This window comes from Dyadobacter ginsengisoli DSM 21015 (assembly GCF_059568735.1).
Genome location: NZ_JCANTY010000004.1, coordinates 88,494 through 112,192, shown reverse-complemented (window position 1 = coordinate 112,192; position 23,699 = coordinate 88,494). Strand labels below are relative to the sequence as shown.

The 23,699-nt window shown below is 49.8% G+C and carries 16 protein-coding genes; all 16 read right to left on the bottom strand.

Annotated features, from left to right (window positions below; translation table 11 throughout):
- Positions 1-3 precede the first annotated feature (3 nt).
- Positions 4-3,450, bottom strand: a complete 3,447-nt coding sequence (locus BP71_RS15675; RefSeq protein ID WP_496380786.1) for a SusC/RagA family TonB-linked outer membrane protein — start codon at positions 3,448-3,450, stop codon at positions 4-6.
- A 208-nt stretch (positions 3,451-3,658) separates the two neighbouring features.
- Positions 3,659-4,756, bottom strand: a complete 1,098-nt coding sequence (locus tag BP71_RS15670) for a FecR family protein (protein WP_496380784.1) — start codon at positions 4,754-4,756, stop codon at positions 3,659-3,661.
- A gap of 318 nt (positions 4,757-5,074) precedes the next feature.
- Complete coding sequence (locus BP71_RS15665; protein WP_496380782.1) at positions 5,075-6,262, bottom strand: acyltransferase family protein; 1,188 nt, start codon at positions 6,260-6,262, stop codon at positions 5,075-5,077.
- Positions 6,263-6,361: 99 nt separating this feature from the next.
- Positions 6,362-6,973, bottom strand: coding sequence for an RNA polymerase sigma factor (locus BP71_RS15660; protein WP_496380780.1), 612 nt, complete (start codon positions 6,971-6,973; stop codon positions 6,362-6,364).
- Between the two features lie 300 nt (positions 6,974-7,273).
- Positions 7,274-7,738, bottom strand: coding sequence for a RidA family protein (locus BP71_RS15655; RefSeq protein WP_496380778.1), 465 nt, complete (start codon positions 7,736-7,738; stop codon positions 7,274-7,276).
- Positions 7,739-7,776: 38 nt separating this feature from the next.
- Positions 7,777-9,288, bottom strand: coding sequence for a PQQ-dependent sugar dehydrogenase (locus BP71_RS15650; protein WP_496380777.1), 1,512 nt, complete (start codon positions 9,286-9,288; stop codon positions 7,777-7,779).
- 91 nt (positions 9,289-9,379) lie between these two features.
- Positions 9,380-9,811 (bottom strand): c-type cytochrome, encoded by a 432-nt coding sequence (locus BP71_RS15645; RefSeq protein WP_496380775.1) that lies wholly within the window; start codon positions 9,809-9,811, stop codon positions 9,380-9,382.
- A gap of 124 nt (positions 9,812-9,935) precedes the next feature.
- Positions 9,936-11,669 (bottom strand): PQQ-dependent sugar dehydrogenase, encoded by a 1,734-nt coding sequence (locus BP71_RS15640; RefSeq protein WP_496380773.1) that lies wholly within the window; start codon positions 11,667-11,669, stop codon positions 9,936-9,938.
- A gap of 98 nt (positions 11,670-11,767) precedes the next feature.
- Complete coding sequence (locus BP71_RS15635) at positions 11,768-13,018, bottom strand: amidohydrolase/deacetylase family metallohydrolase (RefSeq protein WP_496380771.1); 1,251 nt, start codon at positions 13,016-13,018, stop codon at positions 11,768-11,770.
- 54 nt (positions 13,019-13,072) lie between these two features.
- A complete protein-coding gene (locus BP71_RS15630; protein WP_496380769.1) occupies positions 13,073-14,293 on the bottom strand; it encodes an aminotransferase class V-fold PLP-dependent enzyme in 1,221 nt (406 codons plus the stop codon).
- A gap of 248 nt (positions 14,294-14,541) precedes the next feature.
- Positions 14,542-16,119 (bottom strand): SusD/RagB family nutrient-binding outer membrane lipoprotein, encoded by a 1,578-nt coding sequence (locus BP71_RS15625; protein WP_496380767.1) that lies wholly within the window; start codon positions 16,117-16,119, stop codon positions 14,542-14,544.
- Positions 16,120-16,145: 26 nt separating this feature from the next.
- Positions 16,146-19,547, bottom strand: coding sequence for a SusC/RagA family TonB-linked outer membrane protein (locus BP71_RS15620; protein WP_496380765.1), 3,402 nt, complete (start codon positions 19,545-19,547; stop codon positions 16,146-16,148).
- 149 nt (positions 19,548-19,696) lie between these two features.
- Positions 19,697-20,731, bottom strand: a complete 1,035-nt coding sequence (locus BP71_RS15615; protein ID WP_496380763.1) for a FecR family protein — start codon at positions 20,729-20,731, stop codon at positions 19,697-19,699.
- A gap of 69 nt (positions 20,732-20,800) precedes the next feature.
- On the bottom strand, positions 20,801-21,343 hold the full coding sequence (locus tag BP71_RS15610) for an RNA polymerase sigma factor (RefSeq protein ID WP_496380761.1): 543 nt from the start codon (positions 21,341-21,343) through the stop codon (positions 20,801-20,803).
- A gap of 299 nt (positions 21,344-21,642) precedes the next feature.
- Positions 21,643-22,746, bottom strand: coding sequence for a lactonase family protein (locus BP71_RS15605; RefSeq protein WP_496380759.1), 1,104 nt, complete (start codon positions 22,744-22,746; stop codon positions 21,643-21,645).
- 36 nt (positions 22,747-22,782) lie between these two features.
- Entirely contained in the window at positions 22,783-23,520 is a 738-nt protein-coding gene (locus tag BP71_RS15600; RefSeq protein ID WP_496380757.1) for a carbohydrate-binding family 9-like protein, read from the bottom strand.
- Positions 23,521-23,699: the final 179 nt, after the last annotated feature.

Sequence of the window (23,699 nt, the reverse complement as noted above, 5' to 3'; positions counted from 1 at the left end):
TGATTAAAACTTCACAGTCAGGTTCACGCCGATGTTTCTCGTTCTGGGTACACCGAATGCTTCCAGACCCTGCGCATTGCCGTTGGTGTAGCTCGATTCCGGATCGAAGTACTTGTTTCTCTTGTCCTTATAAAGCAGGGCAAGGTTACGTCCGACGATCGAAACAGAAGCAGACTGCAGCTTGGTACCGAGGATCGAGAATTTGCCAACCGGCAGGTTGTAGCTCAGGATCACCTGGCGCAGTTTCACAAAGTCGTTGTTGAATGTGAAAATGCCTGTGTAGTTCTTGTCATTGTCATAGTAGGTATCAATGTCTTTTTTCTCCCATGTTTTCGAGAAAGGAGCACCTTCGGGCGTTACACCGGTTACCGTCAGGCCAGTTTCACGACCTGGCAATGTTTCCTTGGGTAAACCGAAACGGTAGGCATACTGATACATGTTTGAGTACACGACACTTCCGAATTTGCCATCGATCAGGATATTTAGAGAGAAGTTTTTGTACTTGAAATTGTTGGTGATACCCATGGTCAGCGGAGGGGTCCCGTTACCCAGTTTTTCGAGGTTGCCCCTTACTGCGTAGCCGCTGGCCGTGTTAAACACGGTGTTGCCGGCAGCATCTTTGAGCTTGTTGTAACCCCAGACTTCGCCGTAAGTACCACGCTCCACATTGTTGATCAAACCACCGCCTACACCGGTGCCGATACTAAGGTTAGGCAGGTTGTCGGCGAGCTTGATGATCTTGCTCTTGTTGTAGGCCATGTTGTAGCTGATGTCCCACATGAAGTCGTTGTTTTTAATCGCGGTTCCGGTCAGCAAGAGTTCGATACCCTTGTTGCTCAGTTCACCCACGTTTAACAATGCAGCGGTGTAACCCGAAGAAGAGGCGATATTGCTTTGAACGATGTCGTTGGTCGTCTTGCGGTTATACAGCGTCACATCGAGACCTAAACGGTTTTGAAGGAATTTAGCTTCGAGACCGGCTTCGTATGTGGTAGATGTAAGCGGCTTCAGATCCGGGTTTGGTACGATAGACGACGACAATTGCTGAACCGGACGTCCGTTGTGGCCACCCACCGCCATGGCGTAGCTTTGGTAGATCTGGTAGGGAACCACATTGGCACCACCCACCTGTGCCCATGATCCCCGCAGTTTGGCGAAGCTCACCACGGCTGGCAGTTTGAATGCTTCCGAAAGGATCAAAGAACCACCGATTGCAGGATAGAAGATGCTGTTGCTTTTGCTGTTCAGCACCGAGAACCAGTCCTGACGGCCGGAAACGGTCAGATATGCCAATCCTTTATAGCCCAGATCCGCGGAACCGAACAAGGAATTGATCGCGCTTTTGTTGTAGGTAGGCACCACAGTTGAGGTAGCCAGGTTGGTGAAGCTGTAAAAGCCTGGAATGGTAAATTCCGAACCGTTGAAGGCTGTCTGGTCGTAGATGCTTTTTTGCATGTTACCACCCACCAATGCCGAGAAGTTGAAATCCTCGGAGAAGTCCTTGGAGTAGTTCAGTGTCAGCATTCCGTTGGTTTCGGAAGAAGTAACTTTCTTGGCTTCATACGTCCCCAGTGGCTGGTACGCATTGGCAGTCGGCACTACGAACTCATAGTTAAAGTTATAGTAATCCCGGCTCACGCTTCCTTTGATGAACAGGTTGTCCAAAATGTCATATTTGATATTGGCCTGGCCGAGGAAACGGTTCTTCTGGTCTTCATTGACGAACTTGTTGACCACGAAGTAAGGGTTTGGAGCGGCAGGTACCGGGTTCCATTCTACTTCTTTACCGGTAGTTGCGTCGTAACCCGGAGAGAGGCTTCGGATATCAACGGTATTCGCTACCAGGTAAGTAGCCCAGTGCGGGTTGTAGTCAGCGTAACCTACTTTCGGACGGTTGTGGCCGTTTTCGATGTTGTACTGGACAACGGTTTCAATGCTCAGCTTTTTGCCCAAAAATGCATTCAGGTTCAGGTTTGCTATTCTTCTGTTAAAAGAAGAGTTGGGGACGATGCTCTTCGAACTGGTGTTGTTCAGACCAAAACGGAAGTTAACCGACTCGTTGCCACCTGTAAAGGAGATCGAGTTGATGTAGTTGGTCCCTGCGCGGTAGAAGTTTTTCAGGTTGTCTTTCTGAGGTGAATAAGGGCGTTCCACGCCGTCGAACTGCACGACAGGGGTGCCATCCATTTTGGCACCGTACGACAAGCGGCCTGAGCTCTTTGCCTGCGTCTGGGTGGTTGGTTTCACGCCATCAACTCCTTGTCCGTACTCATATTGCCAGTCGGGGATGATGGAAAGGTTATCCACCGAGAAGTTACCGTTGTACTCCACGCCGATTCCTTTTTGCGCGCGGCCTTTTTTAGTTGTAATCAAAATCACCCCATTGGATGCACGGGCACCGTAAAGTGCCGCAGCAGGGCCGCCTTTCAAAACGCTGATCGACTCGATGTCATCGGGGTTGATACCACCGATACCGTCACCACGGTCGGTGTTGTTACCGTTACCGTCCGACGCATTGCCGCCGCCTGGAACGCTGTTGTCCATCGGCATACCGTTGATTACATATAATGGCTGGTTGTTACCACTCAAGGAACCGTTACCACGGATGATGATCCGGCTGGAACCACCAGGGCCGGTCGACATACCTGTTGCATTCACCCCTGCAATTTTACCGGTCAATGCATTTGCGATATTGTTTTCACGGGCCTGTGTGAACTCGCTGCCTTTTACTTCGGTCACGGCGTAGGCCAATGCTTTTTTCTCTTTGGAAATACCCAAGGCTGTTACCACCACTTCGTTCAGTGCTTTCGCCTCAGGCGCCAGCTGGATATCAAGATTGGTTTGGCTGCCCACGGTAACTTCCTGGGTGGTGTAACCTACAAAACTAAAAACCAGTACGGCGGCCGATACTTCGCCGTCGGGGATATCCAGAAAAAACTTACCTTCTGCATCCGTGGAAGTGCCTCTCTGGGTGCCTTTTACGAGTACGCTCACGCCGGGCAGGCCTGCGCCCGTTTCATCCTTCACATTACCCGTTACATTGCGTTTCGGGGAAGTTTTGGTGCCGGATGCATTGTCTTCCACAGGAGCCTGCTCGCGACGCAGGATAATGCGGTCCTGTACGACTTCGTAAGTGACTTTATGCGGGGTCAGAATTTTGGAAAGGACTTCGGATAGGGATTCGTCCTGAAATTTATAGGATGCTTTCTGGTTATTGAAGATCTGAGGGTTGTACATAAACTTAACCTTTGTCACATTCTCGATCTTCTCCAAAGCCTTGTCAATCTCAGAATTGGCTAAACGCAAAGTCACTTTTTGTTCTAGCACTCTTTGTCCACGCACGTCGCTCGCGTGAACGAAAGTGCTGAATGCAATAGAGAGCAGGGCTTGATACAGAGTAATGCGCATGATTTTCTGTAAAGCATGGTGAAATTGTACTTCTTTTGACATAATTTTGATTTTTGTCGGGTTAAAATTCGGCATAATGGTTCCCACAGCAGCCTCATTCAGATGCTGTTAAGCGTACACAAGCATGGGGATTGATCGGGTCGGTGATGTTGCAGCATCATCGGCCTTTTTTGAACTGGAAATTAGTAGTCGTTTCTGGTCATAGGCACTGGTGAATTTGTCATAAAGTATTGAGAGAAAGGTAATTTCGTTAGCATCCTTTACTGTTAATGATGATGCTGGCGTCCAATTGCTCATAATGCGCACCAATGGTCTTGCAGATCAGATCGATCTTCTCGAACAGCGGTTCATCGGAGAGCGAGGCCGTGAGATAGCAGTTCTGCATCACCTCCGCGTCGAACACGATTTTTACACCATATGATTTTTCCAATGCCGCAAACACTTCGGTGATTGGCGTTCCTTTGAATTCAAATGATTGCCGTTGAATCGGCAGTTCCAGCAGCTTGGGATCGGGGATCAGGCTGCGTGTGAGTCGTAACTCCTTGGGTGCGAAGGTGATCTGCTGATTAGGTGTCAGCACCATTCCACCCAGTTTATCATCCGCATGCTGACTCGCAATGGCCTCTTTCGTCATCGGGAAAACGGACACCTTCCCGGTTTTGACCACCACCTTCACCTCCTGATCGTCGAATGCACTCACTTTGAAGCTCGTGCCCAACACTTTTGTAGCCAGCGTATGTGCATACACGTAAAAGGGTTTATCCGGATTTTTGGCGACTTCAAAGAACGCCTCGCCTTTCAGGAACACTTCGCGTTTGCGATCTTCGAACTTGCGCGGATACGTAATGCGGCTGTTAGGTTGCAACACCACCGAGCTACCATCTTCCAGGATTACCAGCTGCGCTTTATCCGTGGTATTGATGGCCTCGATCAGCGGTTCGCTGATCTGGCTTAATATCACCTTGTATTGATCCGATTGCTGCTGCGAAAGGGTTTGCTTGTTATACCACCATCCGGCAATCATCAGGATCAGGACAGATGCCGCCATATGGTACCAGTTCGGCCTGAAACGCAGCCGTATCGATGATTTCTTGGCATGATTTTCACCAATCGCATGGGATAGCCGGTAAATTTCATTCGCCACTTCCTCGTCGGGAATCTGATCGAATGCCGCTTCTGTCATTGCCAGGAAATTCCGGGCGCTGTTGACTAATTCCTGTTTGTCCGGATTGTGCGCGAGCCATTCGGTCCATACAGCCTCGTCGGCAGGAGTGCTGAAAAGCACCCAGCGTCTGAATGATGGGTCGGCGGCCAGTTCCTCCGGAAGAAAATTGCGGTATTGGAGCATATTGGGCAAATAATAATATGGCTAATTTTAATAAGGATGCGAGAAGATTAGGCTGATACTCTTTTTCTGGAAATAATTTTCCGGGAAATTTGAAAAGGGCGGGTTAAATAGGCAGTGAAACGGGTGCTCCGCATGATAGCGCCGTCTGTATAGTTGAAACGATCCTACGATGAATAGCTGATCTTTTAAGTATCAATAGATTGATGTCTTAGAAATCATATTGTATTTTTCAAAACGAGCCCATATGTACCCGGAGAAATAGCGGGCTAAATAGTATAATGAAACTGAATGATCAATACTATGACTCCGGATCATCTCTCAGATATATTTTTTTATCAGGCCTATTTTCTTCAATGAAATGCTGACTGCCCAGCTTCCGGAAAGTGCGGCCAAAAAAGTCAACGAAAATTTGGCAAATGCGGGCAATGGCATATCCAGCAGGAAGTACTGTATCCATATCACAAATGCGTAGTGGAGGAGATAGATCAGATACGCATGGTCCGACAACGAATTCCAGGCCGCATTTTGCTTTCGGGTCAATGCCCTGAATGTCGTCAGAAATGCAATGCAACTAAAGCTGCAGGATGACACATAAATGGAGAAGTAAATGAGATAGCCGGTAAGCTCGGTTAAGGTGCCCTGCTTCACCAGCTTGGTGAGGAGTGGCGATGAGAGCGTGAGTAACGTATAGGCGCCGGCGCACAGGAGTAACCATAGCGAATAACGACGGACGAGCGGTGAATCCATTCCCAGTAGCCGTTCGTTGAATTGCATCTTACCGAGCCAGGCACCGAGCATGAAGTAACCAAAATACAATGCGGCCCTGGTGATCTGGAGGTCGAACGGCCCGAAGCCTGTCCATTTACCCGGGCCGAGCCAGAATGCGAAGGGAACGTATAGTACGAATGTGAAAAGAAACCAAAACAAGATAACCAGCCCAGTTTTGTACGGGCGTACGGGCCTGCTTACGGATGCGTCCACAGGTAGGCCGAAGTAAGGTTTGAAGGCCAGGTACATCAACGCAAATGCGACATTGAACAAAAATAATACCCAGATAAACCACGGCGGCCCGACGGGCCATTGCTCCACTGTAAAAAAGTCGTACACATACTCCCACGGGTCCCCGCTCCCATGTGCAAGCAGATACGCGGGGTAATGCGCAATGAGGTTTACAAGCGTCCCTAAAATGATAAACGGAACAAAGAGCCGGAAGAACCGGTCCCGGATGAATGCCGGCGCTCCTTTGTGCCGGATGCTTTTGATAACGAACAGGCCGGCGATCAGGAACATCAGCGACATGAAGAATACGTCGTTGAAGTTTTCGAAAATATCAATTCCGATCCAGCGGCTTGCGTCTACGACAGGATGAGTGGAGCGGATATAGGCTACTTTGTCGAAACTGGCGAAAGTGGTATAGGCGAGGGAAGAGTGGTGGGCTACTACCAGAACGGTCAAGAAAGAGCGGAGGTAATCGATCCAGAGGGTTCTGCTGGCAGCTTGGTCCATAGGTTATAGTTTGTTACCGAAAGGATGTATTGGGTATACCTTCGGTTGCATGGAATACAGGCTTTGGAAAAAAAATAGACAGGGGGCAGTTGCTACGGACTAGGCGATCAGTGTGCAGCAAAGTAATAAGAGGTGACTGATCGGATGAATATGCTGTTTGAGCGAGGTAATGGCTTTAAAAAGCAGGTTGGCAACCGACTGGCGGTTAACCTGCATCAGATCGGCGATCTGTTCATTGTCCATGCCTTCGAAGTATTTCAGGAAAACGGCTTCTTTCTGGCGGCGCGGCAACTCGTCGATTGCAGTCCTTACTTTCACCTGATTCTCGGTGAGCAATTCATTGCGCTCGATCTCTGTTTCGATGGTCTGGTAATCGGATAACTGCCCGGCTTCGTCGATATCCAGAAAAGGGTGAGAGCCATTATGGCGGCGAAATTCCTGCATGAGCTGGTTGCGCAATGCACGCAGGAAATAAATGGTTACGAACTGGATCTGAATATTTTGGCGTCTTTCCCAGATATGGATCAAAAGGTCCTGGATGGCGTCTTTGATGAACTCGCGGTCGGAAGAGAAATTGCAGGCGTAGTTGAAAAGCGTGCGGTATTGTTTGTCGGCCAGTTGGCAAAACGCCAGACTGTCCCCTGCCTGGCTTTGTTGCCAGAGATTCAAAAGAACTTCATTCTCTTCAGCGATGCGTTGTCTCTTGTTCAAATCTTGTCGGGTCAGTTAAACAAATTAACTGTTAAATCGCCGGAATCTAAAATATAAGTCCGACTTTATTTTTAGTGAGCGAATTTAATGCGGGGTAATTGTATTATTCCGAAATATAAATTTGAAAAATTCGGGTAAGTGCCTGAGAGGTAGGGATCGGTTACCGGCAAAGGGAAAAGGAAAGATGGAGGAAAGGAGGAAATGGATGGGCATGTTGTGAGCCCTTCGACTGCATTCCGGGTAGCGCACTGTTGGCATCCGGAGCGAAGCCGAAGGGCTTTGCAATAGCATTACAGGCTGCTACACATAAGCAATACAGTCGATCTCAACCAGTGAATCTCCCGGAACACCGCCGTATACCGCTACCGTCGTGCGGCATGGCGGCTTGCTGCCGAAGCGCCCTTTGTAGGCTTCGTTCATGGCCTTGTAGTCGTTCAGGTCATGCAGGAATACGCTGCATTTCAGTACTTTTTCCATGGAAGAGCCTGCTTTGATCAATTCCTTTTCCAGTTCGTCCAGTACGTGCTTGGTATGCGCAGTGATATCCCCGTCGAAGTGCGCGCCTTTACCTGCCACGAACACCAGGTTGTTGAATTTAGTGTGTCCTGAAAAAAGAGGGACATCCTGATACATTTCCACATCGCCTACCTCTTTCTGAGGTGCCGGCGCCACTTCTGCTTTTGCTTTCGATGCAACACCCAGGCCTGCTACTCCGGCTACGGATGCAAACAGTTTTTTAATAATGGATCTTCTTTCAGATTTCATAATGGAATGATTAAAGTTATATGTAGAACGAGATGTAATTACGAGGTCTTCTTTTTCGCTTTCTTGGCTATCTTTTCGTTAGCGGGAAGCGTGATTTTCCAAAGACTTCCGCCCGCTTTGTTACCGCCCTGTTTGCCACCGTACTCGATCACGTAAAGTGTGTTGCCAATCAGCAAGGCGTCGGTAGGAGCGGTGAAGTTATTGATAATGCTGGTGGTCTTGGTTTTGTAATTATCTGACTTCTTATCGTAGACCATTTCCAGGTGGAGCAGGTCTTTGCCATATCTGCGCAACGGATTCGGGTTGACAACGCCATTGCGGGGGCCGCCAGTGTAGCGGATCACAAAACCGTCGCCGGTAAGATCCTTGCCGAGGGCGTTATGGGTGTCGAAGAATAACCCTAGCGGAGATGAATGCGCATTGAATGTGCCTACCGTTACGCCGGTGGTATCGCCATCCATCACGACACCGGTTTTGCGGTCGCGGTACTCATTGGCATCCGGTCCCAGGTTTTGTACCGAGGGGCTGAATTTCACGCCGGCGGGCCTTTTCGGGAAGTCCGGATCGTTGTGAAAGTATTTCATCAGGAAGGCAAACGCAAATTTGCTCAGGAAAGGATCTTTTTCGGGATCGGGTTGAAAATCGGGAAACTGCTGCGGGTTGTCGATACCGCCCATCACCCAGGGGAAACCGTAATGATGCCCTTTGCGCACCCAGAACATGTCTTCGGGGTGATCATAGTCTCCGGAGTTGGACACAGCAAAAAGGTTACCCTTCGCATCGAATGCCATATCGTAGGCATTACGGATACCTTCTGCGAAAATGTAGCCGTCGGCTTTCAGCTTGGCCAGGTCGGTGGAAAGCAGCAAATCTTTGGAACCGATCGGAATGCGGAAGATATTCGCTGTGAGGGCGTTGTCGCGCGCATTGGGGTACTCGCCGCCATTGTCCTGCACTTCGCCATGGTCGGTGCGTGCGCCGGTATTTACAAAAATGTATTTGTTGTCCGGACTGATTTCCAATGCATTCCAGCCGTGATCGAACGTGGTTTTGTTAGCGCCATATTCCACCGTGTTAAATACCACCGTCATTTCAGGTTTTTCAACACCCTGCGCTCCCACGCCTGGCGTGGTAACGCCGGGCTTCATTTCGTAGCGGACCATGCGGCCCTTGTTGCCTTTGTTGTTGTTCACGCTCACGTTACCTGCGAGGAACAATGTGTTACCGTGAAATGCAGCGCCCTGCAAGCGGGGAATGCCGTGGTCTTCTACGGATAGCAGTTTTTTGCTTACCGGTTTCCCGTCTTCGACAACGATTTTGACCACATCGCCAAAGAACGTGGTATAATACATTTCTCCGGTAACCGGATGTTGGATGAGGCGTACCGCTTCCGGTTCTACCTTCATGTACTCCTCAATGGTAATGTCGTCGCGAAGTGCTTTTGGGACGGACGTGCTGACCTCACGTTGTTGCCCGAAAATAGGAAACGTCATGCCCAGGGCGAGCACCGACGTAAATCCGGACTTGATGATGCGGCTGTAATGTAACATTGTGTTTTAAGGGATTTAGGTGACTTTGGCTGTCGGCTGTCGGCTTTTTTAGTTCGATAGCCGATAGCCGAAGTATTATTTCAAAATTGTCTTACTCCGTTTTGCCCAAATGCCGGATGTATGCCACGAGCTGCCAGCGCTGCTCGGCGGTGAAGACATCCTGGAACGGCGGCATATTACCCCGCCCATTGGACATTTTCCAGAACAGCGAGCCGTCACTTTGTGCTTTTACGAGGGTATCGTGGAAGTTCGCCGGTTTTTGTCCCAGCGCACCACCCGCGGCACCATCGCCGTAACCGGTTTCGCCGTGGCAGGACGAACAGTACAATGTAAAGAGTTCTTCGCCCTGAGCGAGTGTCAGCGGTTCTTCGTGAAACGGGCTTTTCAATGTATCGGCCCATGCCGGTGCCTTCCAGGGTTCCTGACTGTGTTGTTCAAAAGGATGCTTTTCAGAAGAGAAGCCGGCGAGACCCAGTCCTGAAAGAATGATGAAGCTTGCGGCTAAAATTTTATTTTTAAGCATGGATACAGAAATGGTGAATTGCTACTATCGCCATTCTTCCTCCAACCCCTTCAAAGGAACACTCAATTGCCGGAGAGTAATATCCGCTCAAACGGGGTTGGAAGATGAATGGCTTAATGTCTTGCTATTTGAGCGATGCTCTTACTTTCGCTACTTCTTCTGTCGTAACAGGGCCTGCGTTATTCCCGAAATTGCTCCGGATATGTGTCAGTACTTCTGAAATTTCTTCGTCCTTCAAAAAGCTGTGCTGCGGCATCACATTGTTGTAGGACTGTCCTTTCACCTCAATCGGTCCTTCAAGGCCGTTCAGCAATACCTTGATGAGTCGCTCTTTGTCCCCGGTGACCCATTCGGCTCCTGCCAGCGGCGGGAAGCGCTGCGAATCGCCCATCCCGTTTCGCTGGTGGCAGGCGGTGCAATACACGCTGTACACTTTACCGCCCGCAACGGGTTTGTCCTTATCCAGGTTATCGTTCACAAAATCGGGTGTGCGGATGTGCGACATCGTTTTGCGCTGTTCCATTTTCGCCAGCGCAGGTTTTCCGAATTTCTTTTTGTTGCCTTTGTAGGTAACCTTCCAGATCTTGCCTTTTTCGGTCTCTGCAATGTAAATGGAGCCATCGGGTCCCATCGCGATCCCCATCGGGCGGTAAACTGCGTCGCTGACGTTCACAACCGGATCGAGGCCAGCGAAACCGTCGGCAAAAACTTCATATTCACCTGCTACCTGGCCATTTTTAAAGGGTACAAACCCGATGAAATAGCTGGATTGCGGGTAAGGCGCCCGGTTGGTGGAACCGTGGAATGCAATGAACGAGCCATTTTTATAGTGCTCAGGAAGCTGGTTGCCCTGGTAGAATAAAATGTCGTTGGGCGCCCAGTGACCGGGGAAGCCAATCAACGGCTTTTCATATTGGTCGCACTGGCCTACGATTTTACCGTCACCGCCATATTCGGGGTTCAGGACTTTTTTGGATTGCATCTGGTCCCAATAGCAATAAGGCCAGCCGGCGTGAGTTCCCTCCTTAATTCTCAAAAACTCCTCAGAAGGCAGCATTGCGCTTTGCCAGCCGTTGTAAAGCTGTGGCCAGAGGCGTAACAGGTCGTCGCGGCCGTGTTGTACTGCATATAGGTTGTTATCGGCAAAATTCCAGTCCAGTGCCACTACACTTCTGAGCCCGGTAGCAAATTTGGTGCCGTCCTTTTGCAACTGACCTGTCTTATTGGCATCGAATTTCCAGATACCGCCATGGTCTTCGAGGATTGGGCAGGGATCCATTCCTTTAGAGCCCGGCGTGCGGTTCTGCTCCTGGCAGGCGTTGGAATTGGCGCCGAAGGGTACATACATGAAACCCTTGTCATCAAATGTGATGGGCTTCGCGATGTGCTCGTGCATGCCGTGCGGGTGATCGTCGGTCAGGATGACTTCCTCGGGGCTTTCGGGTACGAGCTGGCCAGGAGTGAGCTTGTAACGATAGACAACCAGCTCTGAGCTGAAATACAGATAGCCCTTGTAAATGCGCATGGCTGTTCCATAGGCGCGTTCTTTGGCTGCACCGCCAAATCGCTTGATGATGTCGGCACGGCCATCGTTGTTCGTATCACGCAATGCGATCACCGATTCACCTTTATTGGCAAAGCGTGCTTTTACGTAAATGTCGCCATTGTCATTGATTGCGATGTGCCTCGCCCGGCCGGGAAGACTGTCGACCACCACAGTGGCTTCAAAGCCATCCGGCAAAAACAAGCCGCCGTTCTTGGTATTTACGACCGGTAAATCCTGATCAGAATGCTGCGTAAACCCCAGTGCAAACAGTATCATCAGGGAAGCAGGCCATTTTAAACGTTTTTTTAACATAGGTCAATTAAAGAGGGGTTTAGGGGATGTTGATGCTATAAGCTACAAGCTTTAAGCAATAGGCTTCAATTTACAGCTTACAGCCTACGGCCTATTGCCTACTTCAAATATATCGGCGTTGTAATGCCGTTTAAATCATAGACAATTTTTCCGCCCATGACGGTCAATTCACATTCGAGTTTTTCTTTGCCTTCGACTTTGTAACCGGTTTTGTCGTAAAATCCAAAATTGCCCTTTCGCATGGAAAATACCGCTACGTCGGCGATGGCTCCTTCGGAAATGTGGCCCAGCTGCTCGCGGTGGATTACCTTCGCGGGCTCCCAGGTGCTGGCCTTGATGACCGACGGCAGGTCCATGCCCATATTATAGAATTTCGACATAATGCTGAGCATATCCTTCATCGAGCCGTTCATGCTGCCCGTGTGAAGGTCGGTGCTGATGGTATTGGGGTAAAAACCTGCTTTCATGGCCGGAATTGCCTGCGAATAGTTGAAACTCGCACCGCCATAGCCGACGTCGAACACAATGCCTTTCTTACGCGCTTCGAGCGCGAATGGCTTCACTTTCTGCGTCGCTTCGTCCACGATGGTTTCTCTTACATTACCTTCGAGCAATGTGTAGGCGTGTGTATAAATGTCGCCGGGGCGAAGGTGTTTCATGAAAAGCTCTTCGAGCGGAAGGGGAGGTGTGCTGCCGCCAAAGTCGATCATGACCGGCATATTCGCCAGCTTGCCGGCTTTTACCGCATTGTCAACGGGCTTCCAATCCTTGCCCTGGAAATGCGCAACTTTAAAACCGACTACATCATTGCGGTTCCTGATGGCCACACCAGCGGCCAGGTTCGGGTCCATATCGGCCGTGTCCTGCTCCCAGTTGCCACCGCGCATGCCTTGTCCTACAATGTTAAGGAGGGAGAGCACACGGGTTTTGGAATTGAAAATCACATTGTTTTTAAATTCCGAAAATGAATCCCAGCCGGCACCGCCCGCGTCGACGATGGTTGTCACGCCTACGCGGAAGGTGAAGCCGTCGGGTGGTAACGCCACCAAACCATTACTGAGGTAATGGTTTGGCTCGGTACCGAAAAACACGTGCCCATGGATATCGATCAATCCGGGTGTAACAAACATCCCTTTGGCATCCACCACCTGGCGGGCCTCCTTCGGATCGATGTCTTTCGCCACTTTTCTGATCTTCCCTTCGAAAATACCGACATCCATTACCTGGTTGATATTGTTCTTCGGGTCGATCACCGTGCCGCCTTTGATCAGTATGCTGTACGTCTGCGCATGGGCAACCATGCCGAGCAGACATGCCAGGAAAATGATAAGGATAGACCTGTGTTGCATTTTACTTTTTGAAAGGGTTGGGGTTTAGGAAGAGTTAAATGGTACTGTACATATTTAAACAACTGCTTTTGACAGTTCTTCTTTCAGTCTGGATGCCACGATTTTCTCCTCGCCCGCTTTGAGCATCCAGGTTGTAATGGTCAGCGAATTGTTTTCGCCGCTCATTACCTCAATTGAGGGATTGCCTTTGCGAAGGCTTTCCTGCAAGGTTTTTACAGGCAAGCTGATCTTGCTCGCATCCCATGAGACTTTCAATGTGGGTGTATGGTTACCGAGTTCGGGAACCGTTACTTCCGTCATTACACCCTTCACGCTTTTTACAGCATTCTCGATGGTCGCTACGCGGTCCTCCCACACTTTCCACTCTTTTTTGTGATCCATTTTTACGAAGTTGTCCAGCGCAACATACATGCCGAGGATCTCTTCTTTATTCACTTTCATCCCACGGCCGATGGTCGATCCGCGGGGAGGCATGCTGAGGCGTGCCGCGTCGATGTATTGCTTTTTGCCCATGAGGATACCCGCGCTTTGCGGTCCGCGCATGGCCTTCCCGCCCGACACGCACACGAGGTCGAAGCCCAGGTCGTTGAAACGCCAGAGGTTTTCAACCGGCGGCACGTCCGCAGCCATGTCGATCATCGTCGGGATACCGTTCTTTTTGGCGATCTCGATCCACTGTTCATGCATGATCTGCCCTTTATCGGACTGGATGTGCAGGAACCACATCAATGCGGTCTTCTCATTGATCGCTTTCTGCAACTCTTCCGCCGTTTCAACCTGGACGATCTTACAACCGGTATTGGTCAATGCGTGCGAATAGCCTATGTTATGGCCTTTCTGAATGATCACTTCCGATTTCATACCCGTGCCTTCCAGATGCGGAAGTGCCTCTACTTTTTTCTGGTCCATGCCTGTGAGCACGCCCGCAAGCCCGAGCGTGAGCGCCGAGAAGCAGCCGGCCGTCACAACCGCCGATTCGGCGTGGGTAATAGCGGCGATTTTCTCGCCTACTTTGGTCTGGACTTCATCGAGCATCATAAATTCCTTGGCTGCCCCCTGGATGGTCGCGACCACGTCGTCCTGCATGAGCGAGCCGGTCATCATCGTGTAGGTTCCTGCTGCATTAATGAACGTGCGGATGCCTAATTCTTTGGCCAGGTTGCGGACCGGCGTTTTGGCGATCAGACCGGCAGCCTCGGCAGTACTACTGCCCAAAAATCCGCCCAGGAGGGGAACTGTGGACAGATGCTTGATTAAATCTCTACGGTTTATCATATTGGTTAAGGACTGAATAGATTGGTTAAAGGCTTTACAAAACGGATTTGACAGTATGCAGAGGAAAGATGCGTTTTAGGGATGCCAATACTCTGTTTTATAGGTTTATTTTTTTAATAATTAAAATTTTAAAAAATAAACTTTGGTCAATACTGGTTTTGAAGCCTTTTTATTCCGATTGACTGATTTTTGAAAGTGCCCTCCGGAATAATATCACCGGAAGGCACTTTGGATCCATCAGAATATTGCTAGTTCTTATCCCACCAGAGTGGTGTAGCTGCATTGTCGGCCCCACCGAGAAGTTTTACCGCGGCTTCCACTGCCGCTCCATTGTTTTGCTTCTCCTGCAACAGGAACGGGATCCGTCTTACTACCGCTGTGGTAGGAACGTCGGTATTCACAGAATTAACCACTGAGTACAGCTTCGGAAGCCTTGTGCGGCGGAACTCTGCCCATGCTTCGATGCCGTCCGGGTAGAGGGCAAGCCATTTTTGGGTTGCGATCTGCTCTCTTTGTACAGCTGCCGTAGCACCCCATTTTACAGGAATGTTGGAAAGCGCGGCGGATTGCTGCTGGTCGCCGGGAGCGACAGGCGTTTTTGTACTGTTAATATAAGTAGTAACTGCAGCACCGGTGATGCCCCAGCCTTCCATGGAGGCCTGGATACCTTTTTCATAAAACGACTGCGCAGTTCCGCTACCCACATTCCAGCCATTTAATGCTGCTTCTGCAAGCAGGAAATAGGCTTCCGCCGTATGCATTACATCTTGCTTGACAGCCAGCTGGCGATCCCACGCCGAGCCGCCACCCGTGTTGCGGATCCAGCGCTCGCCGATGTTCGAGTTGTTGTCGTTGCTGTTGGCAGCTACCGCAAGCTCAGTGGGGCCGAGTCCGTTACGCAGACCTTCGTAAGTTTTGGTAAGGAACGCAGGCTGGAAATAAATGCCAATGCGGGGATCTTCATAGCCTTTCAGCACCGATTCCATAGCCGCGCTCATCCGGAACTCGCCCCATCCGGAGATGGTAGCAAGGCCATTATTGTCGCCTCCGAGCAGGCTTTTCGCCATGTAAGCATTGTCGGCGACGTCGGTCAGCAGGCCGCCGGCAATCGCTGCTTCGGCTTCCGTTTTGGCTTTGGCAGGATTTACTTTCGAAATACGAAGCGCCAGGCGCAGGCGCAGCGTATTGGCGAATTTGATCCATTTATTCACATCACCCCCGTAAACGATGTCGTAAGTACCGTAAGGCTTATCGGATGTTTTGCCTTTGAGTACCGCCGTAGCTTCGGACAAGCGTTTGAAGAAATCGTTATAAATCTCTTCCTGCGAGTCGTACTTGACCGGCACTGTTTCCTTTCCGGCTTCCGAGTATGGAATAGGGCCATAGTAGTCTGTCACCCGGTGGAAGGCGAATACCCACCAGATGTTCGCCAATGCATATTGTGCAGTAGACGGATCTACCCTGGCGAACAGGATTTGCAACTGCGGCACTACCTGGGTATACACCGGGTTCCAGTGGTTATCAATCCAGGTCGGGTGCATGAAGTAGCGGTCTGACTGGAAGTTTGGCGTGGTGGTTGCAAAATACTGAGCATACAAGTCCGCAAACAGGTTTTGCGCAGTCTGATACGTTCCCGCCGAGTACGATGCCTGCTGTTGTGCGCGGGAGAATATGTAGGGGAGTTCGGCGTCGGTAATTGTAGTCAGCGACGTACGGCTGGTATTCAGTTCATCGAAGTCGCCGGTACAGCTCGCCAGGGCTAGTGCCGAGCCGGTCAGTACGCCAAAAGTGGTTGCTCTGATATATTTGTTCAATGGTAATTTCATGTTACAGTATTTTAAATGTCTGTCTATTAGAATCCAACTTTCAAATTCAAACCAACAGTACGTGTTGAAGGGAGGGCTCCATATTCCGATCCCTGGTAGTTACCTGCACCGAGGTTTACATCAGGATCGAATGGAAGTTTACGTTTTGACAAGCCTGGAATATCCATTTTGGCATAACCGCGGTAGATAAAGAACAGGTTGCGGGCCGTGAGCGACAGGCGCAGCGATTTGATAAACATACCCGGAGGGGTTGGGATGTTATAGCCGAGCGTTGCCTCTCTCAAACGGAAATTGGTAGTAGAGTAGGTGAAGAATTCGCCCCAGGTGTAGCGGCCTTGTGAAACGGTTTGCCAGAATGTCTGCGCATCGATCGGCACATTGTTGGTTTCGCCGGTTTCGGTAACGGCAGGTAGTACCCAGCCACCCTGGCGGTGTTCCTCGGTATAGTCAGCCGTTCCGTCATAAGCCAAGTTACCATCGGTTCCGGATGTCATCACGCCACCTACGCGGCCGTCGATCAGGAAGCTGAACACGAAGTTTTTGTAAGAGAACGAGTTGTTCAGACCCACTGTGAATTTGGGGTTGAAATTGCCTACGATGTTGTCGAATGCGGTCGGTACCGGAAGCCCTTTTGCATTTACAACATAGTTGCCGTTCGCATCTTTTTTCCAGCCGAATGCCTGCAAGTCACCATAGGAGCCGCCCTCACGAACAATCGCCGTCGTAGTACGGGTGTTTCCGCCTAGGGAAGCTGTTTTGATGTTCGGGTGAAGCTCCACAATCTTGTTTACATTACGCGCGAAGTTCAGCGTTGCATCCCAGGTCAGGGCTTTGCCTTTCAGCGGGGATGCCGTCAATGAGATCTCGAAACCTTTGTTGTTGATCTTTCCCGCATTGATAAACTGGTTCTGGAAACCGGTCGGCGTTGCTTGTGGCAATGTGAGCAACTGGTTTACTGTGTTGGTATTGTAGTAAGTAAAATCCAAACCGAGTTTTCCGGAGAACAGGCGGAGATCGAGACCGAATTCCGTGGAGGATGAAATCTCCGGTTTCAGGTTTTCGGCAGGACGGGTCGTGTTGCGGTTAATATAACCTCCGCCATTGCCGCCTTGGGTAAAGGCATAAGTTTGTAACAACCGGTACGGATCGGTGTCGTTACCCACCTGGGCCCACGAGCCGCGCAATTTGGCGAAACTGATCACTTCGGGCAATTTGAATGCTTCTGTCAGGATTACGTTGCCGCCGAAAGAGTAGTACGCATAGGAGTAAGGCTTAGGCAAAGTCGATGACCAGTCGTTGCGCACCGAACCGTCGATGGTGATGAAATCACGATATGACAATGAAGCTGTTCCGAATACATATTGAAGTTCTTTCTGACTGAATGCGGTCCTTTGCGTTAGTGCCGCTGCAAAAGAAAGATCGAAGAAGTTTGGAACGGTCAAACCCGTCGTCGCTCCTCCAACCTGTGAATATTTCTGATAGGTTTGGCCTGCCCCGAAGTTGTATGTCAGGTGGAGATCTTTTCCGAGCTTGTTGTTACCTGAAACGATGACATCCATGTTTCTTTCGACAGTTTCCGCAGTAAAATCTTCATAAGAGCCTCCTGAACCGGCAAAAAGCAGGGTGTTGTTGTAGAAGCCGCGGTTAATACGATCAGCATACCAGTCATAGCTCAGACGGCCTTGCACGTTCAGCCAGTCTGTCAGTTCATATTTAACCGAACCCAGAGAAATCACACGGTTACGTTTCTCTGATTCGAAGGTGCGGTTGATCGTCCAGTAGGGGTTCATATAAATACCCGAACTTGCCCAGTAGGTAGGCTTGCCCGCTGCGTCTTCGAAAGTTTTGTATTGATTCAAATCCACACTGCGGGGGATTTTGTACAAGTTCATGGTTACCGAACTCTCTTCACCCGAACGCGGTTTGTTCTGGATGTCGGAGTTAACATAGGTGATTTTGGCATCGGCCGAGAGGCGCTTGGTGATTTGCGTATTCAGACGAAGGTTAAAGGTATGCCGCATCAGCTTGTTATTCGGCAGGATACCCTGGTTGTAGTTATTGGTATACGACAAGTAGGTCTGAATCTTTTCAGAGCCGGCCGAAATGCCGACAGAGTTGTTGGTTGAAACCGCTTTGCGGTAGAAATCCCGGATATTGTCCGGAAAGGTCTGCATGGCAGGTCCCCAGCTCTGGCTCGAATTGGTGCTTTCTTTGCCACCGCTTCCTTGTCCGTAGGTATTTTGAAGTTTGGGAAGCAAAAACGGCGTTTCAACTACCACGCCGGAGTTAATGTCGGCAGTTACTTTGCCTGCTTTTCCTTTTTTTGTAGTGATCATGATCACCCCGTTGGCTGCGCGGCTTCCGTACAATGCCGATGCCGCCGCACCTTTCAGAATGTTCATTGATTCGATGTCGTCCGGGTTGATGTTCGAGGCACCGTCACTGCCGTTAATACCGCCGAAGTCACTTCCTACCTGATTTCGCGCAGTGTTGTCGATGGGGACGCCGTCCACTACGAATAAAGCATTGTTGTTACCGGCAATGGAACGGTTACCGCGGAGCACTACGCGTGTTGCCGAGCCGGGACCGGATGAGCCCTGCGTGATCACGGCGCCGGCGACCTTACCCGATAAGGTATTGACAAAGTTCGCGTCCCGAACGTCGGTCAGTTTCTTGCCGTCAATCTGCTGGGTCGCGTACGTAAGGGTCTTTGCATTACGCTCGATACCTAACGCGGTTACCACTATTTCCCCAAGTTGTTTCACGTCTTCCAGGAGGGTAACATCGATAGTAGTTTTGTTGCCAACGGCGATTTCCTGTGATACGTAGCCAATAGATGAAAACACCAGCACGGCGTTTTCATCAGGAACACTGATCGCATAGGTACCATCGGTACCTGTAGATGTGCCTTGGTTGGAGCCTTTTACCAGCACGTTTGTGCCCGGGATGCCTGCACCGGCGCCGTCTTTTACGGTTCCGCGGACTTCTTTGGCCAGATTAACTGCCGCCGAAGGTTGTACCGTCTGACCAGTGTTAGCAGCCGCCGGTTTGTTGCTGATCACAATATTGTTGTTTACCTGGGTGTAACTCAGTCCGGTGCCGTTCAGGATTGTTTCCAGCACTTCCTTGACGGGCTTTTTCTCGGCGCGTATGGAAATTTTTCGTTTTTTGTCGATGCGCTCGATGCTTGTAATGAACTTGAAATCGCTTCTTTTTTCAATAGCAAGAAATGCATTCTGCAATGTCACATCTTTGAGATCCAGGGAGATCTTCACTTCCTCGATACCCTGAATGGATCGTGGGGTTGATGCGCGCGGGCCGGCCGCAATCAGTGGTTGGGCGAACATCAAACATGCCAGGACAAAGGCCAAGCTCCGCCTGAGCGCCGTTCCTGTTTTCAGTCGGGTGTCGGGTAACTTTTTTCGCATACTGTTTTGAGTAGGTTGAGGTTAAATGGATTTGAGGGATTCAATTATTATATCAACTTCATAATAATTCATAGTCAAAACACCTTGCGTGCGGCTAGCAGCATCAAGGACTCAGTTAGGGATGTTTTAAAGAGGATGGAAATAAATGCCTAATGGCAAGTGCCTCCCGTGACGGTAACAATGTCTTTACCGATCACGTAATCGAAAGAATTGGACATGCTCAACAATTTTAGTACATCATTCAATGATGCATTCTGATTGAAACTGGCCATTACACGGCATTTGCCAATTTTGCTGTTAAATACAATTTTTTTACCGAAGCGTTCCTGCAAAGCGTTCATCACTTCGTCATAAGTATTGTCCCTGAAAATAAGCTGGCCTTGGTGCCAGGGCGCAATATCCGCGACGCTAACGATATTAATATACGTTTCGTCCTTTTCTGTGTTGATCACGAGTTCCTGCTCGGGCGTCAGTTGTGTAATCCGGATGGGTTCGCCTTCTTCAATCTCCTTGCTTACCTCTACTTTTCCGGTGGCAACAGATACTGATGCAGTCTCGTCTCCATCATAGGCTTTCACATCAAACGACGTTCCCAAAACCCGCGTGGATACTTTGTTACTTTTCACGATGAACGGCTTCTCCGGATTGGGTACTACCTCGAAAAACGCTTCTCCTTCCAGAAAAACCTCCCTTTCATCACCGTCGAACACTTTCGGGTACTCTATTCTGCTGTTTTTATTGAGCCAAACCTGCGTCCCGTCGGGCAGTTCTATACTCACGACGTCTTTTGCACCGCTGGTTTTAGTCTCCATCGCAATGTGCGCATTGTTTCGGGCCTGTTGCTGCCTGTTGACCAGCAAGTAGCCGAGCCCTGTTACAAGTAAAATGCCTGCTGCTGCCATCCAGGAGCTGATTTTAAAATAGCGGGGCTCCTCTGTCGGTTCTTCTTCGGCTGCGCTTTCCTGTCCGGCAATAAGGCCATGCAGCCTCGAAAGCCCGCTTTCCATATTGAACGCCGGATCGTCTTCCGGCTCTTTTTCCTGCTTCCACGCCGATTCTATCTGTCGGAATAGCAGCATGTTATCATATTCTTCGAGCCACCATTCCATCGCCAGCTTTTCTTCCGGGCTGCATTCGCCAGCCAAATACTTGGCGATAAGGGGCCATGGTGTGTGATCAGACATCAAGTTCAGAGCTTTCTGGTGTTAGGACAAATAAAAAATGGGCATACCCCCATCCTTTCAAAATATTTTTTAAATCTGATAAGTTTTTTGCAGAAGTTTCAGCTGCTTAATGGCTTTGCCCATTTGGTTTTCTACTGTTTTGGAGGAAAGAGAAAGGATTTCGGCGATTTCGTTGTAGGTGAAACCTTCAAAGCGGTTGAGTTGAAATATCGCCTTTCTCTTTTGGGGGAGATAATTGATGAGGTCGGTAATGCGGGTTTCAAGCTCGTGGAACATCAGCTCGTCGTCCGGACCCGGCGTTTCTCCGATCATATCGTCACTGAGCTCTTCCATGATGTGTTTTTCCTGCTTCATATAGTTGATGCAGGTGTGCCGGGTCGCGGTGAAAAGGTACGACCGGACATTCTTCTCGACGGTCAGGCTGTCGCGTTTTTCCCAGATCCTGAGGAAAACATCAGCGACGATCTCTTCGGCGAGGTCCTTGCGGTTATTCAGATAGGTTGCGAAGCGGCATAGTGAGTAATAGTATTTTCTGAAAAGGCAATCCAGCGCCCGGTTATCTCCCTGTTTGATCAGGGAGATGAGAAGCAAATCGTCCTGGCCGTTCATCATACTGCGGTGGCTAAATTAGGTATCAGGTAATTCAAAAACTTCATGCAATGATCTTATGGAGCGCCCGGAGTGATCGGCAATATTAGTATTTTACTTTCAAGGGGAGTCAATTCTCGCGCAGAAAATTAAAATAGTAATATTTTCTTTGGTATATCTTAAATAATAACGAAGAATAACTTTATGATTTCTAAAATTAAAAAAGTTGATGGAAATAAGCGCCAATCGCTGGAAATATTATTCAATATCGTGTTTTCAGCGACGGGCGTCCATTTCCATCAGCGGGGGAGCAGGAACTGCAATTAGTTCAGGAACAGTTGCTTCACACATACGGGTGTGGGCGCGCTGATCTCTTTCCCGGTATAAGTCAATTGGCCCGTAGTGACGTCACGTTTGAAGAATACCGCATTGTCATTGTCGCGGTTGGTGACGATCGCGAATTCGCCTTTGGCGTCGATCAGGAAGTTTCTCGGATGTTTGCCATGGGTGTCGGCGTGACCTGCCACAGTGAGCTTGCCGGTTTTGGCATCCACACCATAAATGGCCAGACTTTCGTGCCCGCGGTTGGACGCGTACAGGAATTTACCATCGGGCGAAAAATGGATGTCCGCGGCGTAGCTTTTACCTGTAAAATCGGAGGGCAGCATAGTTACCCGCTCCATCGGCACCAACGCGCCCGAACCTTTCACGATTTGGAAAGAATTCACGACGGACGCCAGCTCACAGGCAGAATAGCCGAAATTTCCGTTGGGATGAATGGCGAAATGGCGTGGGCCGTCACCGGCTTTTACCTCTGCATAAGGAACTGCTCCCGGGGTTAGTTTACCTGTTTTCGGATCCACCGCATATACCATGATCTTGTCGATACCCAGGTCCGAAGCATAGATATATTTGCCATCGGCAGAAGGAATAATGGAGTGCATATGCGGTTTCTGACCTGCTGCGCCCTTATCCTGGATGGTATCAGCCAATGCGCCGATGCTGCCGTCCTGGTTGAGCTTGTACACCGCAAGGTCGCCGCTGCCATAGTTCGAGAGGTAAATGAACCGGCCTTTCGGGTCCACGCTGACGTGGCAGGGGCCGCGACCCTGTGCGGGCTGGCTATTCAATGCGGTCAGCTTGCCGGTAGCCTGGTCGATAGCGAATGCCGATACGGTACTGTTGCCTTCATTGGCAGCGTACAGGTACTTTTTGTTGGGGTGAAATTCGAGGAACGAGGGGCTGGTTTTGCTCGTCAGTACCTGTAATTCTTTGAAGGAATAGTCGCTGCGGTCAAATTCATAGACATAAATGCCCTCGCCTTTTTGCGTATAGGTACCCAGGTAAAGTATTTCCTTCTTTGGTTTCTGTGCAAATGTCATCATTGCAGACAATAAAAGGATGAATGAAAGAATGGTTCGTTTCATGATTCTGGAAAAGATTGAGATAGATTATAATACTTGCTATTCGAACACCAGTGTGCCGAACTTGTTGAATTCGTGAAAGCTGCCACCTGTTTTCTGCCAGGAGTAATACGTAGGTTCGCTGTCGTAGTCGATGCGGTAGAAGTTACCTCTCCATTTTTCGCCGGATTTCGGTGCAGCATTGGCGATGGGGTTCATCAATGCGAACGGGATAAAAAACTCTGCCTTCCAGCCTTCAACCGAAGCCATGCTCTTTTTCTGGCCGCCCTGGGCACTGGTGGCGTGCTGTACCCGGTTGCGGTCGGTGTAATGCCAGGGTTTCCAGCCCTGAGCCCTCCCTTTGATGTTGGGAACGAGGATGGCGAGTTCGTAATTCAGCGGGGAGACTTCGTATTCCAGGTAAATAGGGACCGATGTGTCGGGCCAGAGGAATACTTCCACTACATCCTCTTTAAACAATGCGCCGAAGTCTTCCATGATCGTCGTCGTCAGTTTCCGATCGGTGCAGTCGAAAAGGAAGTACATGCCTTTGTCCGAATACATGATCTTGACGCGCGTCGGGAATTGTTGGCCGGGTGCCGGCTGATTGGGACCTTTCTGGACGGTGATATTGAACCACTGTGCGGAGGACCAGTTAGAGGCGGTGCCTTCGCCATCTACCTTGAAGTCGGTGGTCTTCCGGACCGTGAGCGAAGAGTCCGGAACGGGGTTAGCAGCGTGTCCCCGGTTCATGAGAACGCATGCGAGCAGCCCCACGAGAACAAATTTTTTAAACATTCATCAAAAAGGGTTAGGATTGGGAAAATGCCTCAGGTGTTACCAAGTGTGTTCATTTGCAGTCAGATGTGCCATTGTGTAGCCTGCCGGAAAGGCGTTCCGACAGATATTCTGCCGATTTTTTTTCTCTCCGGCAATTTCAAGAGGTTTTTACATTTTACCAAATCATTATTTTTGTA

Bases quoted from the DNA above. Each gene is read 5' to 3' on its own strand.
- BP71_RS15675 (WP_496380786.1), bottom strand. From the start codon at position 3,450: ATGTCAAAAGAAGTACAATTTCACCATGCTTTACAGAAAATCATGCGC.
- BP71_RS15670 (WP_496380784.1), bottom strand. From the start codon at position 4,756: ATGCTCCAATACCGCAATTTTCTTCCGGAGGAACTGGCCGCCGACCCA.
- BP71_RS15665 (WP_496380782.1), bottom strand. From the start codon at position 6,262: ATGGACCAAGCTGCCAGCAGAACCCTCTGGATCGATTACCTCCGCTCT.
- BP71_RS15655 (WP_496380778.1), bottom strand. From the start codon at position 7,738: ATGAAATCTGAAAGAAGATCCATTATTAAAAAACTGTTTGCATCCGTA.
- BP71_RS15650 (WP_496380777.1), bottom strand. From the start codon at position 9,288: ATGTTACATTACAGCCGCATCATCAAGTCCGGATTTACGTCGGTGCTC.
- BP71_RS15645 (WP_496380775.1), bottom strand. From the start codon at position 9,811: ATGCTTAAAAATAAAATTTTAGCCGCAAGCTTCATCATTCTTTCAGGA.
- BP71_RS15640 (WP_496380773.1), bottom strand. From the start codon at position 11,669: ATGTTAAAAAAACGTTTAAAATGGCCTGCTTCCCTGATGATACTGTTT.
- BP71_RS15635 (WP_496380771.1), bottom strand. From the start codon at position 13,018: ATGCAACACAGGTCTATCCTTATCATTTTCCTGGCATGTCTGCTCGGC.
- BP71_RS15630 (WP_496380769.1), bottom strand. From the start codon at position 14,293: ATGATAAACCGTAGAGATTTAATCAAGCATCTGTCCACAGTTCCCCTC.
- BP71_RS15625 (WP_496380767.1), bottom strand. From the start codon at position 16,119: ATGAAATTACCATTGAACAAATATATCAGAGCAACCACTTTTGGCGTA.
- BP71_RS15620 (WP_496380765.1), bottom strand. From the start codon at position 19,547: ATGCGAAAAAAGTTACCCGACACCCGACTGAAAACAGGAACGGCGCTC.
- BP71_RS15615 (WP_496380763.1), bottom strand. From the start codon at position 20,731: ATGTCTGATCACACACCATGGCCCCTTATCGCCAAGTATTTGGCTGGC.
- BP71_RS15610 (WP_496380761.1), bottom strand. From the start codon at position 21,343: ATGATGAACGGCCAGGACGATTTGCTTCTCATCTCCCTGATCAAACAG.
- BP71_RS15605 (WP_496380759.1), bottom strand. From the start codon at position 22,746: ATGAAACGAACCATTCTTTCATTCATCCTTTTATTGTCTGCAATGATG.
- BP71_RS15600 (WP_496380757.1), bottom strand. From the start codon at position 23,520: ATGTTTAAAAAATTTGTTCTCGTGGGGCTGCTCGCATGCGTTCTCATG.